The organism is Metabacillus rhizolycopersici (assembly GCF_020075705.1).
On sequence record NZ_JAIQUM010000059.1, the window covers coordinates 23,435 to 34,675 of the forward strand.

Below are 11,241 nucleotides of genomic sequence, written 5' to 3' on the forward strand. Positions count from 1 at the left end.
CACTTTAGTATATATATTCTGAACTTTTTAATGAATATTATTCAATTCCATGGTTTTTCGCATAATGGAAATAAGTATGATATCGTCTCATGCTTTTTTTGAAAAAAATAATTAGACCAACAACCTTTAACCTATTTACATATGATAATCATAGGAGTAAGATAACATCAGTTTCATATTTCGAATCGCTTAATCCTTTAGGAACGGGGGACCCATTTTTGTGTGGATCTTTTATCCTCTTGGGGTGAATCCTATTTTATTAGGTAAGGATACTCTTTTGTCCTGAACCCGACAGCTAACTCCGTAAGCGTTATGAGAGGAAGGTGGAGCAGGTGAGACATCATAACTAATGTCCACAGGGCTATTAACTATGCCTTGTGGACTTTTTTTCGTAAAAATTACTGATTACATTTCATTATCACGGAAAATAAAAGAAAAATCTTATAGTTATGGTGGTGCACTAGTGATTTCAGCAATAAAAAGGTTTCTAATCGGTCGGCCCCTAAAATCAACAGAATTAGGAGAGCAAAAACTTAATAAAAAGAAAGCTCTTGCTATTTTATCTTCTGACGCATTATCGTCAGTTGCTTATGGACCTGAACAAATCTTACTTGTTTTATTTACAATAAGTACGGTTGCGTTTTGGTACTCAATTCCGATTGCTATTGGAGTGTTAATTCTTTTATTGGCGCTTATTTTGTCTTATAGGCAAATTATTTTTGCCTATCCACACGGTGGAGGAGCATATGTCGTTTCGAAGGAAAACCTTGGCGTAAATCCAGGTTTAATAGCAGGAGGGTCCTTATTAGTCGACTATATACTGACCGTGGCGGTAAGTGTGTCGGCAGGGACGGATGCGATTACTTCTGCTTTTCCAAACTTACATTCATATAATGTATTGATTGCATGTATCTTAGTTATGTTTTTAACGATTTTAAACTTAAGGGGAATAACAGAGTCAGCAACTGTTTTGGCTTATCCAGTCTATCTATTTGTGTTAGCGTTATTTATCCTTATTGGAGTGGGGATTTATCATATTGTTACTGGTAGTGTCTCACCAGATTTACATGCACCTATTGGCACACCAGTAACAGGTATCACTTTATTTTTGTTATTAAAAGCTTTTGCATCTGGGAGTTCAGCTTTAACCGGAGTAGAAGCCATTTCTAACGCTATTCCTAACTTCAAAGATCCTGGTCCTAAAAATGCTGCAAAAACATTAATGGCCATGGGTATATTACTGGCCATATTATTTTCGGGGATCATTTATTTAGCTTATTACTTTGGAATATCACCAAAAGTAGAAGAAACGGTGGTCTCACAAATTGCATCAGAAACATTTGGAAGGAATTTCATGTATTTTTTCATACAAGGAACAACAGCATTGATTCTTGTTCTTGCAGCGAATACAGGGTATTCCGCTTTTCCATTACTTGCGTTTAATCTTGCCAAAGATAAATATATTGCAAGAATGTTTACAATTAGAGGTGATCGATTAGGGTATTCAAATGGAATTATTTTTCTCGGAGTCGCATCCATTCTGTTAATCATTGCTTTTGAAGGCCAAACGGAACAATTAATACCACTTTATGCGGTAGGTGTGTTTATTCCCTTCACATTATCTCAAACAGGGATGTTGGTAAAATGGATTCGTGAAAAACCTAAAGGGTGGATTGTTAAACTAATTGTAAATTTAGTTGGGGCATTAATTAGTTTTCTAGTCATGCTAACATTCTTTATCACCAAGTTTGGTCAGGTATGGCCTGTATTAATCTTTTTACCAATGCTTGTTTTTATTTTTCATAGAATTAAAAACCATTATGAAGCGGTAGGGAACCAACTAAGGATAACAACTTGTGAACCAGCTACACCTATAGAGGGAAACGTCATTATTGTGCCTGTAGCTGGAATTACTCACGTGGTTGAGAATTCTCTAAACTATGCAAAATCACTGTCGGCTGATCAAATCATTGCAGTTTATGTGTCCTTTGAGCGAAAAGATGAAAAAGCTTTTGAAGAAAAATGGAAAAAGTGGCAGCCTGATGTTCGATTAGTGACACTACATTCCCACTATAGAAGTATTATTCAGCCGTTAACTAAATTTATTGATATCGTTGAACATAAAGCCAGTGAATCGAATTATCGGGTAACTGTATTAATACCGCAGTTTATACCTAAGAAAAGCTGGCATAATATTCTTCATAATCAGTCCAGTTTACTGATTCGTGCAATCCTTCTTTATAGAAGAGATGTTATCGTAACTACTGTTCCTTTTCATCTTAAGGAATAATGGTACTTTTTAAAAATAATAATAAAAACCTCCTATTTTCGTAAATAGGAGGTTTTTGGTTTTTGGAAATGTAAATAGCAAAGGCCATTGTTAAACAGGTTTTGCTTTAGATGGTGATGCTAAAGTATGAACATGAGGCTTGTTAATTCAGCTTATACTTATCCTTTAGTGACTCAGGAGCCATGTTAATCATTCTTTCTAAAACAAATGTCGCAATCACTACATCATCTACAATCCCAATGAGAGATAGAAAGTCTGGGATTAAATCAAAAGGAAAGAGGGCATATGCGAGTATTAATAATAGCCCGATTACCTTTTTTTGCACCGCTACTTCCCTTGAAAAAAAGAACTCTTTTAAGAATGGAATGAATCTCCAAAACTTTAGGATGAATTTGATTCTTTTGAAATAGTTAAACAAACGAATCCTCCTCGTATCTTTTTTGCTTACCAGGAATTTATAAAATTCTTGTACTGTGGCTAAGCGCACGACATCCAGCGCAAGCGCCCAGCGACTAGTGAACTTCACCCTCCTTATACGCTAAGTCAACATCGAATCGCATTCGCTCTTCGTTTTTCTTTTATCTCATACGGAGTGCTCCAGTTCATACGTCGCTGAACGGGTGCTTGCGCTTTTGTTCCTTACTGGCTAGACTACATGAATAATATCCAAATCTTTACTTTCAACACCTTCATTAAAGGTCATTCTTGTTCTAAAATGATAGGATATTTCCTCTGATGAAGCCGAAAGCTTTTCGGGAAGCATGAATGAAAATGAGATATGATTGCATTCGTCAGATTGAATAAGTTTTGATGACAAGATGGTTGTGGTATCTATTACCTCTTTTTGACGAGTAGCATGATCGTGCATCACTAAATCACAATCAATTCGCTTTAATTGTTGTTCAATTGTTCCTCCTGTAATCGTGAAATATCCGTTAATCACTTCTCCTCGTTGATATGATTCCTTCGGTAGAATTAGGTCAATATTTGCAGAACCTACACCTAATAGTGACATATATTTTCTCAGTATCATTATTTTTCCCCTCTATTTTGGTTAACTATTTTTTGATCAAGTCGTTTTTCAATTTTTGCTAGCTGTTTCTTATCTTTAAGAAGTTCCTCTTTATTTTTTTCTATTAATTGTACGAAAGAAAGTTTTTTCACGTTGAATTCTCCTTTTTCATTCCCCTAAATAAAAGTTGCACATAAAAAACCTTTACCTGATTCGGTAAAGGTTAATAAAAAGATAAAGACCTTTACCATTCGGTAAAGGTCTTGCTAACAACGATGTGTTGCCGATAAAGCCGAGAAATGGAAATTTCTGAATTGACGACTTTATTGTTAAAGCTACTCCCCTTTAGGAGATACGATTTATTATTTGATTTCATTATAAGGTATTTTGATGAAAGCTTCAATAGAATTATTAAAAGGGCTGTGACAGATTTGTTAATTAATCGATACTGATACGCTACAATAATCGTTATAATAGGGGGGTGCCTTCTTTTGAATACCAATATTTACATCAAATAAATAAAAAGTAAGGTTAAGAATTTCCTACTGGACAATTCGATAAGAAAGGATAAGTTTTTGGCTTATTGTTAGTGCTTAGTGTAATTGACAAGGATTCAGCTTGCATCAATCGGATGAGTGTAGGTCTGGCGATTGAGGTAGTTTTTCCGGCTAAAAACGGGATGAATTTACAGGAGGAAAAGTGGAAAATGGTAAAAACGACATTAGGAATATCATTAACAACATTTGCTTCATTACAATGGTTGTTTTTTATTTTTGCGAATGTTGTCGTCGTACCAATCTCAATCGGAGTTGCTTTTGATTTATCTCCAACTGAAATTGCGGCGATCCAACGAAGCTCGTTTATTTTTACTGGTGTGGCTTGTATGCTCCAAGGGTTTATTGGACATCGCTATCCAATTATGGAAGGTCCTTCAGGTGTGATTTGGGGCCTTGTGCTAAATTTGTGTTCTTCGGCCTCTTCACTAGGTATGAGTTTCCCGGAAATTGGAGGGGGGATAGCGACAGGCCTTTTACTAGCTGGAGCATTTACGATTCTTTTATCGATTTGTAATTTATTTCCTCTTATCCATAAAGTCATTACACCAATGGTGATGAGTGTTTATCTGTTTCTCCTCACGTTTCAACTGATTATCATTTTCTTTAGAGGAATGTTAAAGATAAATGAAGATGGGATACTAGATCTACCGATTACATTCTATTCTTTTGGAATTGTCATTTTTGTGAGCTTGCTAAATATCGTAGGAAATAAAATAATAGGGAACTTTTCGATATTACTAGGTATCGTAATAGGATGGATTGGCTATTTTTTCTTGTTTTCAACAGAAGCAATTGACCTTAGTAAAACGAGTTCAATTCATTTATTTCCTCTTGGTCAGCCCAACTTAGAGCTGGGAATTATCGTAATTACATTTCTAGGATGCTTAATAAATTTGAGTAATACTTCTGCATCAATTGTAGCAATATCGAAACTTTATCATGAAAAACCAACGAATCGGCAATATAAAAGCTCATATTTATTAACAGGAATATACGCAGCAATTGCACCAGTATTTGGTCTAATTTCATATGCACCATTTGCTTCATCAATTGGCTTTTTGGAAAGTACAAAAATTCTTATTAAGAAACCGTTTCTTATCGGAGGTGGCTTGATGATTCTGCTCGGAATTATTCCAGCATTAGGTTCACTACTTGCGACATTGCCGATTACAGTAGGGAATGCAGTCTTATTTGTTGCCTATATCCAATTATTTGGCACATCATTAAAAAGCTTAAACGGCTATAACTTTACATCCAAAACAATCTTTCGTTTAGCAATCCCAGTGTTAGTGGGTGTTTGTATCATGACGTTAGATAGTGAGTTGTTTTCTAGCTTCCCAATTTATCTTCAACCTTTAATTGCGAATGGGTTTATTTCTGGCGTGCTTTTGTCTATTATGTTGGAAAAGCTCATTCATTGGGAAAAGATTGGGGATTGAGCAAAAATGTAACAATCTTCACCGCATTTACGCTTTATAATATACTGCAATGAACGAAATCCTTTTTACAAAACGTGTATTCTATACTATAATTTTAAGTATTAATTTTTGAACATTAAGATAATTTTTGGGGACTATTAAGCAGTAAAACCCTCACTTTAAGGTATAAATTAGTCAAGGCTAATTGAGGATGAATGCTGTCTATCAAAGACTTATACAAGTTCAACTAACCATTTGTTGTGAAGGGACAACATCTTCATTGAGCTTGATAAGTCATGTTTATATAAAACCCCATTTTTAGAAATTAAAAAAAATAACGAAAGAGGCTCGCTAATGAGAAATAAAATGTCTCTTAGAGAAAAAAGTATTGTTTTTATAGGTTTCATGGGCGTCGGTAAAACCACGATTGGAGAACGAGTAGCTAAAAAATTATATAGAGATTTCGTTGATATAGATAAGGAAATTGAGAAGGAATATAATATGCCAACTTCGGAGATTTTCAAAACTGTAGGCGAAAAAGTGTTTAGAGAAAAAGAAAAAAGCATGATTAGTGACTATTCTCAGCAAAGCTTGAAAATTATCTCAGTTGGTGGAGGAGCATTTTTACAAGAAGAAATTCGAAACATTTGTTTAACGAATTGTCTTGTATTTTTCCTAGACTTATCGTGGGATTCTTGGAAGGAAAGAATCAGTTTACTTATCGATAGTCGTCCCGTTCTACAAGGAAAAACCTTAGAGGAGATTGAAACCCTGTTTTATGAAAGACAAGAAATCTATTCTTTATACCATTCAAAAATCAAAACAGATAACCAAGAGGTCGAAGATGTGGCAGATTTTATTGTTGAGTCTTTAAAAACAGCTTGGGAAATATATGATTAATTCTTTTCATAGTTTTGATATGAAAGTTTGCGCCATAACCTAATTCATATGGGTTATGGTTTTTTTGTACATCCATTTTGGGGGGATTTGTAGTTTAGCCAGAAGGAGATACAGATTGCACAAAGTTACAGGAAAGTGTGAATTGAATAAAGTTCAAACTACATACAAAAAGAACATATAGTGCCTAAAAGTATACTATGAGGTATAATGAGGATTGAGGTGATGGACATGGGACGATTCGATGAAAAAATATTTAACTGTGAGAAAGAATTGACGTTAAATGTAATTGGTGGGAAATGGAAGATGTTGATCATGTGGCATCTGGGAAAGGTTGGTACGTTACGATTCAGTGAATTGAAAGCATTAATACCTGGAATAACGCAGAGAATGCTTGTCAATCAATTAAGGGAACTCGAAGAAGATTTAATCGTGCATCGTGAAGTATATCCAGTTGTTCCTCCAAAGGTAGAATATTCACTTACTGATCAAGGCCACTCATTAATGCCTATTCTTGAATCAATGTATGAATGGGGTAAAAATTACCGTTCAAAATATTTAGAACATACACAAATAAAAGAAACAGCTGTTAAATAATCTTACTTCACTTTATAAATACGAAAAAGGCGTAAAGAGATGGAATATCCATTGCTTTACACCTTTTTTCGTTTCTATCAACTTTGCCAAGTTTCGATCTTTCTGAGTTTTGAGCATTTCACTTAATTCGTAAATATTGGAAATAAACGAACAAGTAATTCTAACTCCTACAATATCTCTTATATTTTCTTTTATCGATTGAAGGGTTAGAAGGCAATTCTTTTTAATAGTATTCCGAAAGAAGTCCCTTTCCTCAAGCGTGTGAAGGGCACAGCCCAACGATAGGGAGGGGATGAATTTCGGTTAGGAGATGGCCTAAAGGTTTTGAACGAATTGCCAATTATTGTTATGTGATAGAAGCTCACAGTCTTTGAGACTCACTTGTTTGTAAGACTTATTTGGCTTTTGAATATATTCATCATCTATTGTTTTGATGTAAGCCATGCTTGTGCCTGTAAAGCCAGTGATGAAACCAACTTTTCCATACACTCGAACTTGATCATTAAGATAAAATCCTTTGACTTGTTTCGTATTTTTTCCATTACGCTTGCTCGTAACATTCTTGGTTTTACGACCTTTTCTTGCAGTCGCTTCATGCAAAGAACGTTTCTTTTTACGAAATTGTTTGATTTTGAAACGAATTGCCTCATTGCTCTTAATTGATTGAATCCCACTTATCGCAATCGCATCATTGGCATGGGTTTTGTCTAAGCCGAGCTCTTTCCTTCGTGGCGTGGTGACTGACCCATATGTCATGTTAGCTTGGGGGTACTTTGTGAATACTCGTTTACGGAAGATGTTCATGAACGTACCTTCTTTGAAAGTAGGCAATTTCTTTCCTTCCACCATCCATCTCCACAGGATCGCACCCATTTGATGATTTTCATGCGTATGACAATCCGTACATACAGTTATTAAGTTATCGGCTCGATCGCTACCTCCATGCGAACGATATACGATGTGATGAGTATTCAGAATACCGCCTTTTTTCTTGCACACTTGACACGTATATTGGTCTCTTGCGAAGACAAAATATCTTACATCGTGATAGCCAAGTGTTTGTCCTTGCTGATATTCTTCTCCCTGAATCTCTGGGTTTATCATTTTCTGAATATCGAACTTACCACCCTCTATCGTTAGCATAGAATAGGGTACAAGGGATAAAAACGTATCTATCCAGTGAAACGTATTATATAATCGACTTTTTATGCTAGGTGGTAGCCATGTTTCTTGTCGCTTACGATTGTCAAAACGTGGTTTTCGATAACGGCATTTACGATTACGTCTACTTCTTCGATAAGTACGTCTTGTTTCTAATAAACTCTTACTATCTTGACGTACTTCTATTTCCCCTTTAGCAAGTACTTGGTCATTGGTAGTAACCGCTACTCCCGTATGTTTTGCACCTAGATCTACACCAACCTTGATAGGTTGTTTGTAGCCACTACTACCAAACAGAAGTTGTATCGTAAAGGGTTTGTAGCTTACCATCCTAGCTTTCTTACTTTTGAGTAACTTCGTTGCTTTTTGTGGTTTGCATGGCATAAGTGCTTCTCCATGCTTATTTTGTACGAACACTAACATCAAGTGTTCCTCCTTTCTAGGAGTGGTTTCCCTTCGCCAATGTTATCCAACCTTCACATTGTGGTTCACTGTTCCTTCCCCTCAGAACTGTTTAGAGAGCCACGAAAGAGCTACAGACTAGGGAATCATCCGTAGGTTTCTACATGAAGGATAACGTAGTCCTCGAAGGACTTAGGCTAGACAACTAGGACTTTTTAAAAGCCCCACTTCAAGTGTTAGCTAAGTGGTGGGTAGTTGACCATGTTCTATTGGGCTATAGTCATGAATATAATTGAATTCATCCTGTAAAATTTGTATTTTCGTATTCATTTCATCTAATGCAAATTTATACGCCATCAAAAATCTCATCATTTCAACTTTTATATTTTTTAAATCAGTTAGATCAATGTAATCTGTATTCAAAAGCTAGCAGTCCTCTCTTAACGGTTTATATTGAATGGTACTTCTAATCGATTTTTTTAATTTTTCCCTTCGCTTTTTAACTGTTTTAGAACTTCTGGAGGGAATACAAAACGACAAATGATTTTAGACAAATCATGATAATCTAATTGTTTACCACTTTCTTGTTGTTTTTCTGGTATTTTCTCAGATAAGACCATGATGGCCCAGGATACTGTATCTAAATCTAAATCATCCCAGATAATCCCTAATTCCTTTGCGTGTATTAGACTCAAATGAATTCTAGTATGAATCTTTCTTTTTGCTTCAGCTAGTATTTCAGCAAATTGAGCATCCTTTAGTAACAATTCAGGTAATACCCGATACAATCCGAGCTTGTCAAGTCGTTGGAAATGTTGTTCCAAAAGTGTTGCCAAAAAGGCTTCTGGATCAACATTTGGCCAAATAGGCTCTGGTGGTAGTAGGCTTTCCATTTGGTCCTCAAGTAGAGACATCATTAGCTGTCGTTTATCAGAGAAGTATCTGTAAAAGGTTCCTGTTGCAACACCGGCATGTGATGCAATCTCTTTTGCGTTGGTTTGTTCATATCCTTTCTCGATAAACAAAGCTCGCCCACTTTCAAGCAAGGCACTTCTTTTTTGCTGTGCTCGTTTCTGCTTTGGTACATAAGGATATTTTCCAACTAGTAACTCATCTTCATGCACAGACATTGTATCACCTCATTAGTATCATAACATAAAATAAACAAACATGAACTCAAGTTCATATTTGTTGACACATCAACATGGAGGTGTAATACTTGTATTATCATTCATGTTGAAGATCTTCTCCTTCCCTATGTAATCCCCCTAAACTAAAGGGAGAAGTTATCGTCTTAAGAAAAAATGGAGGGTAATGACAAAATGGCAGCAGATAAAATTGCAAACGAAGGAGATAAGGTCCTGTTTGAACGAAGTGGATTAGTTATTGTTGGTGAAGTCGTTAAAGTAAGAGAGGAAAGTGTCATCGTAAGTATTAGCAAAAACGATGCTGAAGGAATAAATGTGGAAACCCCATTAACTGTCGTTTCCCACAAAAACTATCAACTTATTAATCAATGATAATTTAACTAGGAAGGCGTGAGTAGTATGACGGCTGATTCAAAAAATACAATTACTGTTGATGCAACAATCTCCTTAAAAGGCATTGTAAAAGCTATCTTTCAAGATACCATCCATGTACAAATAGGCGGAAAAGTTATTACGTTACCGATAGCAAGTGATAAGCTTTTAAAAAGTGAAAATTGACTATTTTAGTGAACTTAGATAATTTTAGGAATTCATTTAAGAATAAAAGACGGAATATTCGAATAAATAGGCATAGAGTAATGGTTTCATACCATTACTCTATGCCTTATTTTTGTTGTCTAGCAAAAAAGTCCTTAAAAATATAAAAAAAGAGTTGATAAATAAAGCGTTTACAATTATTATGATAAATAGATAGTTAGTAAGGTAAACAAAATAAAAGAAATAAGGAATAAGGAAGTATCTTTTTGCTAGTCTGACAGGTCAACAGGGGGAGTAAGATACGAAATAAATGTAAGCGTGTTCTGTTAGGCTGTGGCGGAATTTTGAAAGGGTTTACAAAAAAGGGATTTTAGGAAAAGGGGAGAGCATATGTCAACTTCAACAGTTGAAAAGGATTATAGCTATAACACAGCAAAATTATGGCAAGTTGGTTTTTTTACATTAAATAACACATCAACAAATCTTCATATGTTTATTTTAGGGTTTGTCTCTTATTACGCAACAGGAATAGCTGGGCTCGCAGTAATGTTAATAAGTACAATTTTAATGGCGACTCGCGTATTTGACGGACTGATCGATCCAACGATAGGTTATATTATTGATAAAACAGAATCAAAGTTTGGTAAATTCAGACCGCTGATTATTTTAGGTAATATCATTTCAGCAGGTACTATAATAGCTGTATACAGTGTCACTCATTTATTACCGGATTCTTTACAATTAGTTTTCTTTGTTGCCATGTTAGTCATAAATAAAATTGGTTATTCACTTCAAACGAGTGTGACAAAAGCAGCGCAAAGTGCTTTGACGAATAACCCAAAGCAACGTCCGCTTTATGCAATTTTTGACGGGATTTATAATGTAGGTGTGTTTACAGGTGGTCAAATTTTCGTTTCATCTTACCTAATGGCAAAACACGGTGAATTTAACTTGGCTTTATTTACTGAATTAAATAGTTTTGGACTTATTCTTGCTGGAGTATTTGCCATTTTAGCTGTCATCGGTATTTCAGAGAAAGACCGTAAAGAATATTATGGGCTAGCTGAGGAAACGACAGAAACAAAATTACGTGACTATTGGCCAGTAATCAAAGGAAATAGACCATTGCAAATGCTTTCGCTTTCAGCATCTATGGACAAGCTAGCGACTAGTCTGCTTCGCCAACCAGTCGTAGTGGTTATGTTGTTTGGGATTTTGCTAG

General features: G+C 35.4%; 14 protein-coding genes and 1 riboswitch. Of the genes, 7 read left to right on the forward strand and 7 right to left on the reverse strand.

Going from position 1 to position 11,241, the window contains the following annotated elements; all coding sequences use genetic code 11:
* Positions 1 to 176 precede the first annotated feature (176 nt).
* Positions 177 to 324: riboswitch (cyclic di-AMP (ydaO/yuaA leader) on the forward strand.
* Positions 325 to 463: 139 nt separating this feature from the next.
* Positions 464 to 2,290, forward strand: coding sequence for a potassium transporter KimA (locus K9V48_RS20455; RefSeq protein WP_224141004.1), 1,827 nt, complete (start codon positions 464 to 466; stop codon positions 2,288 to 2,290).
* A gap of 142 nt (positions 2,291 to 2,432) precedes the next feature.
* On the opposite strand, the gene K9V48_RS20460 is transcribed toward K9V48_RS20455, so the two are convergent.
* The 3 genes from K9V48_RS20460 to K9V48_RS20470 all read right to left on the reverse strand — a co-directional run bounded on the left by K9V48_RS20460 (position 2,433) and on the right by K9V48_RS20470 (position 3,454).
* Entirely contained in the window at positions 2,433 to 2,708 is a 276-nt protein-coding gene (locus tag K9V48_RS20460) for a YkvA family protein (protein ID WP_224141005.1), read from the reverse strand.
* A 228-nt stretch (positions 2,709 to 2,936) separates the two neighbouring features.
* Positions 2,937 to 3,323, reverse strand: a complete 387-nt coding sequence (locus K9V48_RS20465; RefSeq protein WP_224141006.1) for a sporulation protein — start codon at positions 3,321 to 3,323, stop codon at positions 2,937 to 2,939.
* Positions 3,323 to 3,454 (reverse strand): FbpB family small basic protein, encoded by a 132-nt coding sequence (locus tag K9V48_RS20470; protein WP_224141007.1) that lies wholly within the window; start codon positions 3,452 to 3,454, stop codon positions 3,323 to 3,325. The genes K9V48_RS20465 and K9V48_RS20470 overlap by 1 nt, the downstream gene beginning before the upstream one ends.
* A 554-nt stretch (positions 3,455 to 4,008) precedes the next feature.
* Here K9V48_RS20470 and K9V48_RS20475 point away from each other — a divergent pair.
* The 3 genes from K9V48_RS20475 (at position 4,009) to K9V48_RS20485 (ending at position 6,771) form a co-directional block, all read left to right on the forward strand.
* Positions 4,009 to 5,298 (forward strand): uracil/xanthine transporter, encoded by a 1,290-nt coding sequence (locus K9V48_RS20475; protein WP_224141008.1) that lies wholly within the window; start codon positions 4,009 to 4,011, stop codon positions 5,296 to 5,298.
* Positions 5,299 to 5,631: 333 nt separating this feature from the next.
* A complete protein-coding gene (locus K9V48_RS20480; RefSeq protein WP_224141009.1) occupies positions 5,632 to 6,177 on the forward strand; it encodes a shikimate kinase in 546 nt (181 codons plus the stop codon).
* Between the two features lie 228 nt (positions 6,178 to 6,405).
* Entirely contained in the window at positions 6,406 to 6,771 is a 366-nt protein-coding gene (locus K9V48_RS20485) for a winged helix-turn-helix transcriptional regulator (protein WP_224141010.1), read from the forward strand.
* A 12-nt stretch (positions 6,772 to 6,783) separates the two neighbouring features.
* Here the strand turns inward: K9V48_RS20485 and K9V48_RS20490 are convergent, their stop codons facing one another.
* From K9V48_RS20490 to K9V48_RS20505, 4 genes are all read right to left on the reverse strand, one after another.
* On the reverse strand, positions 6,784 to 7,050 hold the full coding sequence (locus K9V48_RS20490; protein ID WP_224141011.1) for a RelA/SpoT-related domain-containing protein: 267 nt from the start codon (positions 7,048 to 7,050) through the stop codon (positions 6,784 to 6,786).
* A 36-nt stretch (positions 7,051 to 7,086) separates the two neighbouring features.
* Entirely contained in the window at positions 7,087 to 8,355 is a 1,269-nt protein-coding gene (gene iscB / locus K9V48_RS20495; protein WP_224141012.1) for an RNA-guided endonuclease IscB, read from the reverse strand.
* Positions 8,356 to 8,574: 219 nt separating this feature from the next.
* Positions 8,575 to 8,757 (reverse strand): hypothetical protein, encoded by a 183-nt coding sequence (locus K9V48_RS30025; RefSeq protein WP_438803909.1) that lies wholly within the window; start codon positions 8,755 to 8,757, stop codon positions 8,575 to 8,577.
* A 56-nt stretch (positions 8,758 to 8,813) separates the two neighbouring features.
* Positions 8,814 to 9,464, reverse strand: coding sequence for a TetR/AcrR family transcriptional regulator (locus K9V48_RS20505; RefSeq protein ID WP_224141013.1), 651 nt, complete (start codon positions 9,462 to 9,464; stop codon positions 8,814 to 8,816).
* Positions 9,465 to 9,656: 192 nt separating this feature from the next.
* On the opposite strand from K9V48_RS20505, the gene K9V48_RS20510 reads away from it, so the two are divergent.
* From K9V48_RS20510 to K9V48_RS20520, 3 genes are all read left to right on the forward strand, one after another.
* Entirely contained in the window at positions 9,657 to 9,854 is a 198-nt protein-coding gene (locus K9V48_RS20510; protein WP_224141014.1) for a DUF2187 family protein, read from the forward strand.
* Between the two features lie 27 nt (positions 9,855 to 9,881).
* The gene (locus K9V48_RS20515) at positions 9,882 to 10,040 is read left to right on the forward strand and encodes a hypothetical protein (RefSeq protein WP_224141015.1); all 159 of its coding nucleotides are present in this window, start codon (positions 9,882 to 9,884) and stop codon (positions 10,038 to 10,040) included.
* A gap of 369 nt (positions 10,041 to 10,409) precedes the next feature.
* Positions 10,410 to 11,241: MFS transporter (locus K9V48_RS20520; RefSeq protein ID WP_224141016.1), on the forward strand; the 832-nt coding region annotated here is incomplete at its 3' end.

Excerpts from the sequence above, each read along its gene's own strand:
- K9V48_RS20465 (WP_224141006.1), bottom strand. The coding sequence starts at position 3,323 with ATGATACTGAGAAAATATATGTCACTATTAGGTGTAGGTTCTGCAAAT.
- K9V48_RS20475 (WP_224141008.1), top strand. The coding sequence starts at position 4,009 with ATGGTAAAAACGACATTAGGAATATCATTAACAACATTTGCTTCATTA.
- K9V48_RS20480 (WP_224141009.1), top strand. The coding sequence starts at position 5,632 with ATGAGAAATAAAATGTCTCTTAGAGAAAAAAGTATTGTTTTTATAGGT.
- K9V48_RS20485 (WP_224141010.1), top strand. The coding sequence starts at position 6,406 with ATGGGACGATTCGATGAAAAAATATTTAACTGTGAGAAAGAATTGACG.
- iscB (WP_224141012.1), bottom strand. The coding sequence starts at position 8,355 with ATGTTAGTGTTCGTACAAAATAAGCATGGAGAAGCACTTATGCCATGC.
- K9V48_RS20505 (WP_224141013.1), bottom strand. The coding sequence starts at position 9,464 with ATGTCTGTGCATGAAGATGAGTTACTAGTTGGAAAATATCCTTATGTA.
- K9V48_RS20510 (WP_224141014.1), top strand. The coding sequence starts at position 9,657 with ATGGCAGCAGATAAAATTGCAAACGAAGGAGATAAGGTCCTGTTTGAA.
- K9V48_RS20515 (WP_224141015.1), top strand. The coding sequence starts at position 9,882 with ATGACGGCTGATTCAAAAAATACAATTACTGTTGATGCAACAATCTCC.